Source organism: Pseudomonas sp. SORT22, from assembly GCF_018417635.1.
Classification (GTDB): domain Bacteria; phylum Pseudomonadota; class Gammaproteobacteria; order Pseudomonadales; family Pseudomonadaceae; genus Aquipseudomonas.
On record NZ_CP071007.1, the window covers coordinates 3,136,901 to 3,151,321 of the forward strand.

The following is a 14,421-nucleotide window of genomic DNA, read 5'->3' on the forward strand; positions in this document are numbered from 1 at the left end:
CACCTAATGCACTTAATACGGCTTATGACCATGAACGATTCAACCTTCGCCCCCCTGCCCCTGCTGGCCCTGCTTGCCGTTGCCATCGCGCAACCGGCCAGCGCTGCCGTCTCCCTGGACCGCACCCGGGTGATTTTCACCGGCTCGGAAAAGTCCATCAGCCTCAACATCACCAACCAGAACGAGCAACTGCCGTACCTGGCGCAAACCTGGGTAGAGAACGAGCAGGAACAGAAAATCACCAGCCCGATGGTGGTGCTGCCGCCGATCCAGCGCCTGGAGCCGGGTGCCAGCAGCCAGGTGAAGATCCAGGGCCTGCCCGAGCTGAACAAACTGCCCCAGGACCGCGAATCGCTGTTCTATTTCAACCTGCGTGAAATCCCCCCGCGCAGCGACAAACCCAACACCCTGCAGATCGCCCTGCAAACCCGGGTCAAGTTGTTCTATCGGCCGGTGTCGATTGCCCCGAAAAGCGGCATCAACCAGGCGCCCTGGCAAGAGCAGCTGACCCTGACGCGCCAGGACGGCCGTTACCAGGTCAACAACCCGACGCCCTACTACGTGACCGTGATCGATGCCAGCAGCAGCCCGAAAAGCAGCACCGTGGCCGACTTCAAGCCGCTGATGCTGGCGCCGCAGGGCCACGCTGACCTGGGCGTTGCCAGCAAAGCGCTTGGCGACAAGCCGGTGCTGACCTACGTCAACGACTACGGTGGCCGCCCGCAGTTGCAGTTCGATTGCGCGGCCAGCACCTGCACCGCCACCGCCGTTGCCGAGAAACGGTAACACCTTGAACCTCACGCACTGACAGGGGCCTCATCATGAACTTCAGCAGCCGTGCACTGATGGCGCTGGGCGCAAGCGTCACCACGCTTGCCCTGGCGGCAGACAACGGTGAACAGAACGCCTTTTTCCAGATCTCCGGCACCTTGCTGGAAAGCGCCTGCTACCTGGACCCGGCCTCGACCTATCAAGAGCTCGACCTCGGCGATCTGAGCACCGCTACCCTGTACCGGCCGGGCGATCAAGGCACGCCCAGGCCCCTGCAATTACGCCTGCAGGGCTGCGTGCGGGTCAATGGCGGGCGCCAGGATGTACAGAGTGGTGCGCTGGTCTGGAGCAGTGTCGAGCCGGTGCTGGGCCTGAGCTTCAACGCGGTGGTCGACGCCGACAGCCCCGAGCTGGTGAAAGTCATTGGCGCCTCGGGTTTCGGCCTGCGGGTTACCGACGTCCGCGGCCAGGACGTGCGCCTCGGGCGTCTGGCCCCGGCCTGGTTCCTTACCCCCGGCAGTAACCAGCTGACCTACTACGTCAGGCCCGAACGCACCACCGCGCCGCTGCTGCCGGGGCCGTTTCGCGCCAGCCTCAACGTCAACCTGGCGTATGACTGAGGTGGCGGGCATGTCGGGCATCAAGTCGTTACTGTGGGCGTTTGCGTTCGTCGTGCCGCTGTCGGCGGAAGCGGCTCAAGCCATGCTGATGAGTATCAAAGGGACAATTCAGGCAAGGCCGCCGTGCGTGATCAATGACAACCAACCGATCACCGCCCCGTTTGGCGACGTGGACACCACGGCGATCGACGGCAGCTACAAGACCATCACCCTGAACTACTCGCTCAACTGCAGCCGCGCGGTCAAAAGCGAGCTGAAAATGAAGGTCGAGGGTCAAGGTGCTGCATTTGATCAAACCTTGCTGCGGATTCCGTCGTACAACAACTTGGGTATCGCCCTGAAGATCGCCGGGCAGAAGTACCCGCTCAATACCTGGCACAACTTCAATGCCAACCTGCCGCCAGCCCTGCAGGCCGTGCTGGTCAAGCAACAAGGCAGCGAAACCGCAGGTGGCAGTTTCAAAAGCGGGGCAACCCTGGTGGTGGATTACCAATGATCAACGACCTCGTGCTGCGAACTGTCGCCTATGGCGCAGCCCTCATGCTTGGCAGCGCCCTGTCTGTGCCCTGTCACGCCGACAACATGGAGTTCACCGGCACCCTGATCACGCCACCGGCCTGCGTGGTCAGCGACAAGGGTGGCCGCATCGATGTGCAGTTCGCCGGCAGCGTGGTGCCGAGCAAGATCGACGGCCAGCGTTATCGCCAGGCGATCCCCTACCAGATCGACTGCCCGGGTGCCGGTGCCCCCGGTAGCAGCTACAACATGCGCCTGACCCTCAAGGCCATCGCCACCCAGTTCGACCCGGCGGCCGTGCAGACCTCGGTCACTGACCTGGGCATACGCATCCTGCTTGGCGGCACCGACTTCATCCTTAACGAGCCGCGGCAAATCGACAACAGCAACGGTGCCGTCCTGCCGCGGCTGGAAGCCGTGCCGGTAAAGAACCCCGGGGCGACGCTGGGCAATGGCGATTTCAGCGCTTCGGCGCTGCTGATGGCCGAACTCTACTAGGAGGTTTTATGCGCACGTGGGCCCTGACCACCGTCGCCTGCCTCGCGGCCGCCTGCTGGTTGCCGGCGAGCGTTGCAGCCGAGGACAACATGTACTTTCGCGGCACCCTGGCCGAAGAACCCTGCACCCTGGCCGTCGAAGACCAGGCCATCGAGCTGGATTTCAGCAGCGTCAGTGACAAGGACCTGTACCTGAATCGCCGTACCCTCGCCCGGCCCATCGTGCTGCACCTGCAGAGCTGCGACATGAGCCTGGGTAAACGCCTGGTCAGCATTACCTTCAGCGGCACGGAAAGCGGCGAACTACCGGGCTTGCTGATGCTGCAGGGCACTACCACAGGGGTGGCCATCGGGCTTGAGACGGCGCGGGGAACTGCCCTGGCGCTGAACCAGTTGCAGCCGCTGGGTGAGCTGGTCAGCGGCGACAACCTGATCGGCTTCAGCGCCTACCTGCAGGGTGAACCCGAGGCGCTGGACAATCGCACCATCGGCCTGGGCGCGCTCGAAGCATCGCTGACCTTTGCCCTGAGCTACGACTGACGCGCGTCTTTTTTGCACCCTTTACCGAGGCATACCGTGTTTATTTCACTGAAAAACCTGACGTTCATGGCCCTGTTGTGGGCCCTCATGCTCGACGCACACGCCTTAACCATTACACCAACAGAAACCCGATATGAAGCTGCCGGCAATCGCTATTACTTCACGGTCAGCGATTGGTCCACCAGCGACACCAGCCCCAGTTTTTGCATCAACCCTCTTTATCCGGAAAATGAACAAGGCTGCTTTCTGGAAGCATCGTTAGTCACGGCGCCAGGCTCAAGATACTTTATAGCCTCGCAAAAAATTGCGGACCTGCCCAATAGTAAAACCATGGGGCAAGCGCTGCAGGACCTCATGAAGCTGGGCTTCAGCATTCCCTTGCGGGTGTCGGTGCTGGTGCCGCGCGAAAAAGAGATTCCCCCCGGCACCTGCTTGACGCTGAGTGCCGGTTTCTACGGGCTCGGTGGCATCCCCGGATTCGGGCCTTGCGTCGCACCCGTCGCTCCGGTTGTGCAGTGCGATATGGTCGGGAAAAACACCATCGAGTACGGACGCGGTCTCTTTGAAGACACGGTCGAGGGTGCGAAACCATCTGCTCTTGGAGGCGCATGGGTCGATATCAAGTGCACAGCGTCAACCACGGTGAGAATCACGGCAGCGTATCCGGACAGCTCCGGTGTCCCCCTGGGCAGAGGGGTGACAGCGACGCTGGATATTGATGGCCAAGATATCGGCGTGGTGGGTAACTCGACCCAAGGCGGTTACAACCTGGTGCTTGAGGGGCCCGATAAGTGGTGGTGGGGGGAACGCAAATTTATTAGCTCTACGCTGCACACCGGAGGTAAAACCCCGGAACCCGGCGACATCTCAGGTTCAACCTGGATCGAAATCTATATCCCTTGAAGCCTGACTGTCAGCAAGCGCCGAAACCCAAAAACGCCCGGGCTTCGCCGCTTGCCAACGAACCACTACCACTGATGCGTATAACTCGCCGTCAACACCGTCCCCGGCGCCGGCAGATGGCTGGTGTTGTTGCTGTTGCGCATCAGCTGGCTGTACAGCGGGTAGTAGTCGCGGTTGAACAGGTTCTGGATACCGACACTGACCTGATCGTCGGCCGTCACCTGGTACTGGCTGATCAGGTCGACCGTGGTGTAGCCATCGACCTTGCGCCGACCGAAGCTGGCAACGCCATTCAAGCGATAGTCATCGCCGTCAAAATAGGTGGCTTGCACGCGGTTGCTCCACACTTCGCTGGGCTTGAACTGCACATAGGCGGTCAGTTTCAGCGGCGGGATGCGGTAGCCGGTCATGTCTTGCCAATCGCCGCCGTCCGGCTGCTCGCGGCCTTTCATCCAGGTAAAGCTGCCACCGGCGCCCCAGCGCTCATCGCCGGTCAGCCAGTCGGCACTGCCTTCCACGCCATAGATACGCTCTTGGGTGCGGGTGAGGATCAGGCCGTTGTTGAAGCTCTGCACATCACCCAGCTTGGAGGTGGTGTAGAACACCGCCAGCGACGCCAGGGTCTGCTCGCCCACGGCGCCGCGCCAGCCCAGTTCATAGTTGTTGGTTTTCACCGGCTCCAGGTTCGACGAATCGATATCAAAGCCGCGCCGGGCATTGCGCAGTTGCACGCCAATATCGGGCAGCTGGAAGCCCTGGCTGAACGCCGCATAGAGCGCCTGGCCGGCCACCGGTGAGTAGGTGACGCTGAGGTTGGACAGCACCGAATCGTAGTGCACCTCGCCGCCCTGCACCGTGGCCGGCTGGGCAGCGGCCGATTCCGACAGCGGAATGAAGTCATCGTACTCGGCGGTGGCGTACTCGTAGCGCACGCCGCCTTCCATCGACCAGTGCTCGTTGAACTTGTGCTGCAACTGGGCAAAGCCACCGACACTGCGCGAGGTCAGGTCGGGCATGTAGGTCAGCTTGCCGATCTTGTCGAACACCCGGCCGCCGCTGGCGTCGTACACCTGTGGGTCGAAGATGTCGATCGGCATGTCGCTGCGCTCCTGGTTGAAGTCGCCGCCCCACAGCAGCTCGGTCGTGCCGGCGCTGCCGATCGGGGTGCGCAGGGTCACGCGGCTGCCGAACACTTCGCTGTTCTGCATCACCTGGTCGACATTGCGCCCGCGAGTGGCCACCGCCCGCGCATCAAACGGCGTGAAGCGGGTGAAGTAGTCGCGGTAGTAAAGCTGCGCATTGAGCGTGCCGCCGAGGATGTCGGTGTGCGCATATTCAAGGTTGAGCAAGGTGTTCTTGATCTGGTTCTGCTCATCCAGCGACAGCCCCGACAGCGGCCGGGCCGCTACCGAGCCTGGCGGCAGGCGGGCAACCGAAGGGTCGGAGGTGTAGTCGGAGTTCTGCTCGGCGTTGTAGTGGCTGGCCGACAGCTGGATGCGCTGCACATCGTCGATGCGCAAGCCCAGCTTGCCGCCGATGTTGTAGGTGTTGGAGTCAAACAGGTCGCCCTGGCTCGGCTCGGGCGCTATACGGTGGCCTTTGGCGTCATAGGAGGCGCCAATGTGCCGGGCGCCAAAATCCAGGGCGTAATCGACCTGGCCCTGGGCGCCCGACAAGTGATGCTGCAACTGCCCGCCGAGGCCGTCGCTGTCCAGTTGGCTCAGTGGCGATACAGCGCTGAGGGTGGTTTGCGCACGCGGCTCGCCACCGGCCGGGCGGGTGGTGATGGAGATGATCCCGCCGGTTGCCCCCGCGCCATAAATGGCGCTGCTGCCACGAATCACTTCGATGCGCTCGATCAGCGCCGGGTCGATGTTGGCCAGGTTACGTGAGGAATCGCGGTTGGTGTTCAGCGGTACGCCGTCGACCAGCACCAGCATTGTCCGGCCACGCAGCGTCTGCCCGTAGTCGGTGATGGTGCGGCTGGAGTCCGCCATGCCGGGGATGCTTTTCGCCAGCAGGGTGGCCAGGCCATCAGAGCCCTGGCGCAACTGCTGCAGTTGCTCGCGCTCGATGACATTGACCTGCCGGGCTTGCGGCACCAGGTCGCTGTTCAGGCGCGACGAGCTGATCTGCAGGCTGGCCAGTTCCACTGCAGCCGAATCGCTGGCGGCCGCTTCTTTAACAGCCGAAGTAGCGGCCGGCAGCACCAGGTAGGTATGTTCGTCACGCTCCTGGGCGGTCAGCCCGCTCTTGCCCAGCAGCCGCTGCAGCGCTTGCTGCAAGGTGTAGCGCCCGCGCAGCGCAGGTGCACTCTTGCCGGCAGTGATGTCGCTGGCAAAGAGGATCTGCGCCGAGGATTGGCGGGCAACGGCGTTCAGGGATGTTTCCAGCGAGCTGGCGGGCACATCGAAATCGACCGGTGCCGATTGCGCCAGCGACCACTGGCTCAGCAGCAGGCCGCTGGCCAGCAAAGACAGGCGCACAGGCGCACGCAGGAAGGGCTGACTCACGTTTTTAGGCTCCACAAAGTAAGGTTGCAGAGAGATAGCCGTCAGCACCGCCGCGCAACCCTACCTCTGGCGCAAATTATTTTTTCGTGTCGCGGGAGTTGATCAGCACCGCACCATCGGCCGCGGTCGCAACGCTGACCGGCAGGATTGCCGGCAACAGCGCCAGCAGGCGCTCGACATGCTCGCTGTCGAACACCCCGGATACCGGCAAGCGGGCCATGCCCGGGTCGATCAGCCTGATTGGCTGGCGGTGATAGCGCTGCAGCGTGGCGATGACCTCGGCCAGCGGCGTGCTGGCGAACACCAGGCGGTTGTCTTTCCAGGCCGTGACATCATCGGCGCTGACCCGGGTCATCGGGCCCGCGACGCCATCGCGCACGCGCAGTTGCTGGCCAGGTTCGAGCAACGTCACCACCTCGGTGGCACGCCCGCGCACCGCGACCTTGCCTTCGGCCACGGTTACCTGCACGTCTTGCCCGTTGCGGTTGACGTTGAAGCGGGTGCCGACCACCCGCACCCCTGCCCCGCCGGCATCGACCAGAAACGGCCGGTAGACCCTCGGCGACACCTGGAACAACGCCTGGCCCCGTTGCAGCTCGACCTGGCGGGTGCGTAGGTGCCAACTGATGGTCAGCGCGCTGTCGCTGTCGAGCAGCACCTGGCTGCCGTCGGCCAGTTGCAGGGCCTGGCGCTGGCCGACCTGGCTGGCGATATGTTGAGTCTGATACGCAGGGTCCAGCCACAGCGCGCCCGCCGCCAGGGCCAGCACAACCAGCCCCAGGGTTTTGCCGGTGGCGCGCTTGCGCTTGGTGGGTGTTGGCGCCGGCAGCGGGAATCGCTGCTTGAGCTCCTCGCGAAAGCGCGCCAGGGCTTCGTCTTCTTCGCGGTAGTCCTGGGGCTTGCGGCTCATGGCAGCAGCTCCGAGGCCAGGTGCTTGCGGCACGCGTTCATGCCCAGGCGCAGGTGCTTTTCTACGGTTTTGAGCGAGATGCCCAGGCGTTCGGCCACTTGCGCTTGCGGCAGTTCGTGCAGTTTGTGCATGACGAACACCGCCTGGCAGCGCGCCGGCAAGTTGGCAATCGCATCGGTCAGCAGCGCCAGGGTGCGTTCAGCGTCAAGATGGCGCTCCTGGCTTGGGGCGCCACTGGCGACCTCAGGCAAGGCATCAACGCCGATTATCCAGCCCTGGCGACGGCGTTCGCTACGGTAGCGGCTAACCGCAATGTCGTGGGCGATCTTGCGCAACAACGCCACTGGCGTGCGCACATCCTGTTTTTCGTCCTTTTCCAGCAACTGCAGGCACAGGTCATGGACCACTTCACGGGCGAACACCCGCTCGCCAAAACGTCGGCGCACATGGTCCACCAGTTCGTCATAATGACGGACCAAGGTTGCCAGGAGTGTGGGTTTGCTGGGCTCGACCTGCACGATGACCTGCGCGAAGGGAATGCCAAGGGAGGCGTGGCCGCGCAGTATAAATGCGAATACTTTACATTTAAAGCAAATACCGCATTCACGCCTCCAGGCCCTTGACTAGGGTTTGTACGAAAAGTCGCCGAGCGGCGATCAGGCAAGGCGAAAACAGGCGAGGAACGGCCGGGGTCGCGCACGACTTTACGAGTTGTAAATGAGCATTCCGAGCCTGTTTTCAACGCAGCATGATCGTCGCGCAGGCACTTTTCGTACAAAGCCTAGCCCTCTACCCGCGAATGAGCGCTGAAGCAAGTCTCGATCAACTTCCACTGCCCGTCGATGCGCCGGTAACGATCCTGGTAAATGCCACCCAGTTGCCGCGTGGCGCCGCTCTCGCCATCCAGGTTGAAGTAGTACAGGGCCCAGCGGCCCTGGGCCTGGTCGTCACCGGTCAGGTGTATTTCCGGGTTGGCGCCGTGATGCAGGTCGATCACCCGCGCGTTGCATGTCAGTTGCTGATAGAGCGCGACGAAACTGTCGCGATCGTGAAACGTCCCCACCGGGCCGTAGTCGATGAGGATCTCGCCTTCGGCAAAGCAGTCGCGGATGACCTCCACCTGCTTGAGGTCGCAGGCGTTGAAATAGCGGTGCTTGAGCTGGCGAATGGCGTCAAGCGCCTCCAGGCGGGCAACGCGGTGTTCCAGACTCATTCGGCTGACCTCACAAGTGGGTGTGGCTTGAGTCTATCGAGCCGCAGGCGGGTGCTGATCGTCCGTTGGGACTAGCTGTGGCAAAGCGTTTGAACAGGGGCCAGCGCTAGTCTGTTCGGAGGATTCCGTGGTTTCGCGTTGCCCCCAGCATGGCTTTGGGTCGATACCCCGCCCGCTCATTGACCAACTGCGAAGGACCTTGATCGCCATGGAAAAAGTCATCTACCTGCTCTGGCGTGACACCCAGACCCCGCGCGAAACCTTTGCCCGGCAACTGCGCTGCGAACTGGCCGCGCAACTGCAGGCGCAGGGCGCGCAAAGGCTGCAACTCAACCTGGCCGACAGCGACGTCGACGCTGCGGCAGGCTTGCGCCAGGAGAACAACCGGCCGCTGCCGCACGCCTGCCTGTCGCTGTGGCTGGACAGCGCCAACGCCAGTGCCAGGCAGCCGTTCGACCGGCTGATCATGGCGGCAACCGCGCGTATGGCGGCCTATCTGGTGTGTGAGTCCGAAGCCATTGGCAACACACGCTTTGCTTGCGCGCCGGGCGAGCGAACCTACGGTTTTGCGCAAGTAGCCCTGCTGACCCGCCCTCCTCGCCTGACCCCGCAGGCCTGGCTGGACATCTGGCGCAACCACCACACGGCAGTGGCCATCGACACCCAGGACAACTTTCAGTACGTGCAGAACCTGGTGGTGCAGGTGCTGACCCACGGCGCCCCGCCGATCGACGCCATCGTCGAAGAGTGCTTCCCGCCGGCGGCGATGACCGACCCTCAAGCCTTCTTCGACGCGGTCGGCGACGAGGCGAAGTTCCAGCGCAACCTGGCTATCATGATGGACAGCTGCGCGCGCTTTATCGATTTCGACAAGATCGACGTGCTGCCCACCAGTCAATATCGCCTCTAGGGCCGGTCAAACAGGTTGGCAGTGACCTTGAACTGTGCAGGTATCGGTGAGGTCAGGGTTTCAAACAGGCGCTGGTAGCCTGTGGCAACGATCAACCAGCGCCCGTCACGCTTGACGTAGTCATCCTGGTACAGCGCCGTGCCGTGCAGCATCCAGTCGCCCTCAAGGTCGATGGCGTGATCTTCCAGGTACCAGCTGCCACGCGCGGTGTCGGCCGAGAGCATTTCGATCTGCGGATGGTGCCCGTGGTGTTTGCACAGGAACGTCGGCCGGTCGAGTATCGCCTTGAGCCCTTCAATAAAGGCTGCCCGGCTGTCGAAGCTGTATTTGCCGCCGTCCAGGGCGGTGGTCAGGTCTTCGGCAAGGCACGCCTCCAGTGCCGTCCAGTCATGGCAATCAACCGCAAGAAAGTAACGGTACTTGAGCTGCTTGATGTGCTCGATCTCGACAAGGTCGTCCAAAGTAAGGGCCATCAGTGGTACTCCTGGGGGTGGGGAGGCATCGGCACAGGATAGGTCGATGCCCACTGACGTCATCGTCCGGCTAGACTACAGGGCTACACGTTTTCGGAAGCCACCATGCTGCAGATCTTTGAACGCCGCCTCGACCCCTTCCCGCCCGACGAAGTACCGCCGCCACCGGTAGGCCTGTTGCGCTTTTTGTGGGCCTGCACCCGTGGTGCGCGCGGCTATGTGCTTGCGCTCGCGCTGCTCAGTGCCAGTGTGTCGATCTACGAAGCCTGGTTGTTCGCCTTTCTCGGCCAGGTGGTCGACCTGCTCTCGACCTGGCAGGCCGGTGGCGCCACCGACGGCGAGGAACGGCGCGTGCTGTGGGGCATCGGTATCGTGCTGTTGACCAGCATCGGCCTGGTGGCGCTGCGCACCATGGTCCAGCACCAGGTACTGGCGATCAACCTGCCGCTGCGCCTGCGCTGGGACTTCCACCGGCTGATGCTGCGCCAGAGCCTGTCGTTCTTTTCCGATGAGTTCTCCGGGCGGGTGACCACCAAGGTGATGCAGACCGCCCTCGCCGTGCGCGAAGTGCTGTTCACCCTGATCGAGATCATCCCCGGCATCGGCGTGTACTTCATCGCCATCATCGCCCTGGCCGGTGGCTTCGCCCTCAAGCTGATGCTGCCTTTTATTGCCTGGGTGGCGTTGTTCGGCCTGGCCATGCTGTACTTCGTGCCGCGCCTGGGCAAGGTCGGGCAGGAGCAGGCCCATGCCCGCTCTTCAATGACCGGGCGAATCTCCGACGCTTACACCAACATCACCACGGTCAAGCTGTTTTCCCACTCCAAGCGTGAAGCGCACTTCGCCCGCGCGGCGATGGAAGATTTCAAGCAGACCGGCTTTCGCCAGATGCGCCTGGTCAGCCAGTTCGAAATCGTCAACCAGGCGCTGGTGGTGGCCTTGATCATCGGCGCCGGCGGCTACGCCCTGTGGTTGTGGCACCAGGGTGACGTCGGCACCGGCGCGGTGGCGGCGATTACCGCCATGGCCCTGCGCATCAATGGCATGTCGCACTGGATCATGTGGCAAATGACCGCGCTGTTCGAGAACATCGGCACCGTGCAGGACGGCATGGCCACCCTCACCCGCGGCCCCAAGGTGCAGGATGCGCCGAACGCCGGCGTGCTGCAGACCCGCGGCGGCGCGGTGAGTTTTGACAATGTCAGCTTCAACTACAACGGCGAGCGCCAGGTGCTCGACGGCCTCAACTTGAACATCCGCGCCGGCGAAAAGGTCGGTCTGGTGGGCCGCTCCGGCGCCGGCAAGTCGACGCTGATCAACCTGCTGTTGCGCTTCTACGACGTCGACAAGGGGGTGATTCGCATCGACGGCCAGAACATCGCCGAGGTCACCCAGGACAGCCTGCGCAGCGCCATCGGCATGGTCACCCAGGATACTTCCCTGCTGCACCGCTCCATCCGCGACAACATCGCCTATGGCCGCCCGGATGCCACTGATGCGCAAATCCGCGCGGCGGCCTACCACGCCCAGGCCGATGGCTTTATCAGCCAGCTGAGCGACAAGCAGGGCCATAGCGGCTACGACACCCTGGTCGGCGAGCGCGGTATCAAGCTCTCGGGCGGCCAGCGCCAACGCATTGCCATCGCCCGGGTGATGCTCAAGAACGCGCCGATCCTGCTGCTCGACGAGGCCACCAGCGCGCTGGATTCGGAAGTGGAAGTAGCAATCCAGGAAAGCCTCGGCGAAATGATGCAAGGCAAGACCGTCATCGCCATCGCCCACCGGCTCTCGACCATCGCGGCCATGGACCGGCTGATCGTCATGGACGAGGGGCGCATAATCGAGCAAGGCACCCACGCCGAACTGCTCGGGCGCAACGGCACCTATGCACGGCTGTGGCAGCACCAGAGTGGCGGCTTTCTGGGTGAGGATCAGGGGCTGGCGCTGGCCGAGGAATAGCTGGCCGAGAAACAGTAGCCGTTGCTAGTGCAGGACTGCATAGATCGACGAAACCACCTGGCGGGTGGCTTCCTCGATCGTGCCTTCATTGCGGCACAGCACCCAGCCGTTATCGGCAACCGCCTGCGCGAACGCCTGGGTACTCGCCACGTGCTCTTCGAGCCTGTGCATCACCGTGCTGTTCAGCCCGCGGTTGCGTGCTGCGGCCCTCGCCCACGACACTTCAGGGTCGGTGACCACCCCGACATGCAGGTCCGGCACCCGTACGTTGCGCTCCAGGTTCAACTGCAGAATCTCGGCAAATGGCACTAAACGGCGAAACGCCGCATCGGACGGGTACCAGCGATCGATGAGGATGATGCTGTCGGCGGGCTGTTTGCTCAGCACATGCGCGGATATCCAGGTGCGGCTATCGGCCAGACGCTTGCACACGGCCAGTTCCAGATCCCGGCAGGGATTGCGCACCAGCTGGTTGACCAGGGCCATGGTTGCACCGCGAAAGGGGTCGCTTTTTTTCTCGCACAGGCGGATCACCTTGTGCTTGTCGGCGCGCAAGGCTTTGGTCACGGCCTCCAGGAGCGTGGTCTTGCCGGTGCCCTTGGGCCCATCGAGGGAAACAAACAGCAGACGGTTCATGCTTCAAGCAACAATTGAGGGAGTGATGCGCACTCTACTGGTTTCTGCCGATCAGGTCTCGGTATCTCAGGTTTGCGCCGAGCATCGAACTGTAAATCGTCGATGTGAAGTGCGCAGGTTGCTGGCGATTGCCAAAATGTTCAGAACGTGCCGGTTTTCCAACTGCCACTACACTTCTTATCATGGGTGATTCGGGCCAAGCGCCCAGTTTGACTTCCGACAGCCTACAAGCCTGTATGTCCATACACAAAAAGAGGTGAAGGAAATGTACAAAGTAGTGGCTGTTTGCGCGCTTTCATTGTTGTCGCTCGACTCTTTCGCCGCCCCAAACAAATCAAATACCAACTATGAATGCATGTGCATCCCCTACGGCGTCCCACCGAAAATCGGAGATTCAGGGCAACCAATTCGCGCGCATCAATGCATCCGCCACCCTCCCATCTATCAATGCGGCGATGGAGAAATCGCTTCCTGCCTACCCTCGGATTGCAAGGTCGGGGAAACGCCTCCAATTCAAATGAACCATAAGGGAATAGCAACAAATCTGATTAACGATGGATCGACTAAATGTACCGCTCGCCCTTTGGAACGAGTCGTCTTCAACAATCTGGGCTTTGAAAAAGCGCTGGACGTTAGCCTTGGTGCAACCGCTCAAGAAAAATGTGGACTCCGGTTTGCGGTGATTGGCGTAATCGGTTGGGATATGGTTAACAACAGCACGTTTGTTGAATGGCGCTCGAAAAGTGGTGACCAACGTCTCTGTGAGAACCCAGGCAAGCAAAAAGTCCCGGTCAACTACATCAAGCAAGGTACACCTGAACTCGACCTCAGTTTAATTAAGTTCACCACCCCAATCTTTCTGTCCGATGGAAGCCTCACTGGCGAATGTGAGTTGGAGTTCACGGTCGAATCTAACTCTCCCTCGCCCCTTCCCACTCCAATGCCGCTGAGCTTTGGAACCATCGGCTTTACAGGACCTTCTGAACTCTGTGGGGGGACGACAGGCAAAGAGCCTTTGAAAGCGTCGGACCCCATCCCGCTTTACTCTATCCAAGAAAAGCTTGGAGTAACCATTAGCTTTAAACACTCTCCCAAGCAACCGACCAGTTGCCGGCTTCGGCTTGCCATGTGAGTTTCCAGCTTGCACACAACCCTGGGTTTTGCAGTAGCTCCGGTGGATAATCCACCCACCGGCTGTCACTGAGGCACCCCAGTCTATGAACTCGACACTTACCCAGGCCCTGCAGCAACTGCGCAGCGCCATCCCCATCGGCCTGCGCCATGCCCTGGCCTTGCTGGAGCGCTGCGCAGGCGACCCGCAGCAGGCCGCCGAGTGCTACAAGGCCGAGCTGCTGCAGGTGCTGGTGGACAGGTCCGGGCTGCCCGCCGATCAGGCCCGGGCGCACCTGCATGGCGCAGGCTATGACCTGAGCCGCGCCTTGAGCGCCATCGAGCAAATGCGCTACAGCCTGACCGAGCGCATCTTGCGCCAGCATCACCAGGACAAGGGCCGCGCCCTGGACCTGATAGCCCAGGCGCTGGAAACCGCCGAGCAACTGCCGCGCCAGTACTGGCTGGACTTCGCGCGGCTGGAGCAACTGCCCCCGGCTACCCGCTGCTTCATGGTGTTGCACGAATGGCTGGCCTTCGAGGACTGGGAAGGCTATGACTGTGCCCTGCACTTTCATTTGCCGCAGGCCATCGCCCAGCTTCGGCACCTGCAGCGGGATGCGCTGGCCGATACCCTGGACCAGGCCGAGCAACGCCAGCAACAACTGCGGGCAGCCCATGCCGGGGGCGAAAGCGCCGCAGAGTTTGCCGTTCGGGTCAACCAGGATGCGCTGTTCAACACCTGCCAGCAGCGCTTCAGTGAGCAGCGCGCGCACCTCGATGAGTGCCTGTACGCGTGGGTAGAGCGCCATATCGAGCAGTTCCCCGCCTGAAACGGGGCCGTCAGGCT

General features: G+C 62.2%; 16 protein-coding genes. 10 read left to right on the plus strand and 6 right to left on the minus strand.

Going from position 1 to position 14,421, the window contains the following annotated elements:
- Positions 1-24: 24 nt before the first annotated feature.
- Genes JYG36_RS14420 through JYG36_RS14445 form a run of 6 tightly spaced genes read left to right on the plus strand, consistent with a single transcriptional unit; the run spans position 25 to position 3,847 of the window.
- Positions 25-786 (plus strand): fimbria/pilus periplasmic chaperone, encoded by a 762-nt coding sequence (locus JYG36_RS14420; RefSeq protein WP_213601273.1) that lies wholly within the window; start codon positions 25-27, stop codon positions 784-786.
- Between the two features lie 35 nt (positions 787-821).
- Entirely contained in the window at positions 822-1,391 is a 570-nt protein-coding gene (locus JYG36_RS14425) for a fimbrial protein (RefSeq protein WP_213601275.1), read from the plus strand.
- A gap of 10 nt (positions 1,392-1,401) precedes the next feature.
- Positions 1,402-1,887 carry a fimbrial protein gene (locus JYG36_RS14430; protein WP_213601277.1) on the plus strand — a complete coding sequence of 162 codons (486 nt, stop codon included), beginning with the start codon at positions 1,402-1,404 and terminating at the stop codon, positions 1,885-1,887.
- Positions 1,884-2,405 (plus strand): fimbrial protein, encoded by a 522-nt coding sequence (locus tag JYG36_RS14435; protein WP_213601279.1) that lies wholly within the window; start codon positions 1,884-1,886, stop codon positions 2,403-2,405. Before JYG36_RS14430 ends, JYG36_RS14435 begins: the two co-directional genes overlap by 4 nt.
- Before the next feature lie 8 nt (positions 2,406-2,413).
- The gene (locus JYG36_RS14440) at positions 2,414-2,944 is read left to right on the plus strand and encodes a fimbrial protein (protein WP_213601281.1); all 531 of its coding nucleotides are present in this window, start codon (positions 2,414-2,416) and stop codon (positions 2,942-2,944) included.
- A gap of 36 nt (positions 2,945-2,980) precedes the next feature.
- Positions 2,981-3,847: a hypothetical protein gene (locus JYG36_RS14445; protein WP_213601283.1), complete on the plus strand. Its 867-nt coding sequence runs from the start codon at positions 2,981-2,983 to the stop codon at positions 3,845-3,847.
- 65 nt (positions 3,848-3,912) lie between these two features.
- On the opposite strand, the gene JYG36_RS14450 is transcribed toward JYG36_RS14445, so the two are convergent.
- The 4 genes from JYG36_RS14450 to JYG36_RS14465 form a co-directional block, all read right to left on the minus strand.
- Positions 3,913-6,360, minus strand: a complete 2,448-nt coding sequence (locus JYG36_RS14450; protein ID WP_213601285.1) for a TonB-dependent receptor — start codon at positions 6,358-6,360, stop codon at positions 3,913-3,915.
- A gap of 76 nt (positions 6,361-6,436) precedes the next feature.
- The gene (locus JYG36_RS14455) at positions 6,437-7,270 is read right to left on the minus strand and encodes a FecR family protein (RefSeq protein WP_213601287.1); all 834 of its coding nucleotides are present in this window, start codon (positions 7,268-7,270) and stop codon (positions 6,437-6,439) included.
- Positions 7,267-7,788 (minus strand): RNA polymerase sigma factor, encoded by a 522-nt coding sequence (locus JYG36_RS14460; protein WP_213601289.1) that lies wholly within the window; start codon positions 7,786-7,788, stop codon positions 7,267-7,269. Before JYG36_RS14460 ends, JYG36_RS14455 begins: the two co-directional genes overlap by 4 nt.
- A gap of 263 nt (positions 7,789-8,051) precedes the next feature.
- Positions 8,052-8,483: a nuclear transport factor 2 family protein gene (locus tag JYG36_RS14465; protein WP_213601291.1), complete on the minus strand. Its 432-nt coding sequence runs from the start codon at positions 8,481-8,483 to the stop codon at positions 8,052-8,054.
- A gap of 208 nt (positions 8,484-8,691) precedes the next feature.
- Here JYG36_RS14465 and JYG36_RS14470 point away from each other — a divergent pair, with 208 nt between their 5' ends.
- Positions 8,692-9,393, plus strand: a complete 702-nt coding sequence (locus tag JYG36_RS14470; protein ID WP_213601293.1) for an EthD domain-containing protein — start codon at positions 8,692-8,694, stop codon at positions 9,391-9,393.
- Here JYG36_RS14470 and JYG36_RS14475 read toward each other — a convergent pair.
- Positions 9,390-9,866, minus strand: a complete 477-nt coding sequence (locus tag JYG36_RS14475; protein ID WP_213601295.1) for a nuclear transport factor 2 family protein — start codon at positions 9,864-9,866, stop codon at positions 9,390-9,392. The two genes, JYG36_RS14470 and JYG36_RS14475, sit on opposite strands and share 4 nt — an antisense overlap.
- Positions 9,867-9,971: 105 nt before the next feature.
- Between JYG36_RS14475 and JYG36_RS14480 the strand changes: the two genes are divergently transcribed.
- On the plus strand, positions 9,972-11,825 hold the full coding sequence (locus JYG36_RS14480) for an ABC transporter ATP-binding protein (RefSeq protein WP_093383047.1): 1,854 nt from the start codon (positions 9,972-9,974) through the stop codon (positions 11,823-11,825).
- A 24-nt stretch (positions 11,826-11,849) separates the two neighbouring features.
- Here the strand turns inward: JYG36_RS14480 and JYG36_RS14485 are convergent, their stop codons facing one another.
- The gene (locus JYG36_RS14485) at positions 11,850-12,461 is read right to left on the minus strand and encodes a dTMP kinase (protein WP_213601297.1); all 612 of its coding nucleotides are present in this window, start codon (positions 12,459-12,461) and stop codon (positions 11,850-11,852) included.
- Between the two features lie 265 nt (positions 12,462-12,726).
- Here JYG36_RS14485 and JYG36_RS14490 point away from each other — a divergent pair, with 265 nt between their 5' ends.
- Both JYG36_RS14490 and JYG36_RS14495 read left to right on the plus strand, forming a co-directional pair.
- Positions 12,727-13,593 carry a hypothetical protein gene (locus JYG36_RS14490; RefSeq protein WP_143013285.1) on the plus strand — a complete coding sequence of 289 codons (867 nt, stop codon included), beginning with the start codon at positions 12,727-12,729 and terminating at the stop codon, positions 13,591-13,593.
- A gap of 85 nt (positions 13,594-13,678) precedes the next feature.
- Entirely contained in the window at positions 13,679-14,404 is a 726-nt protein-coding gene (locus JYG36_RS14495) for a hypothetical protein (protein WP_213601298.1), read from the plus strand.
- The last annotated feature ends 17 nt before the right edge of the window (positions 14,405-14,421 follow it).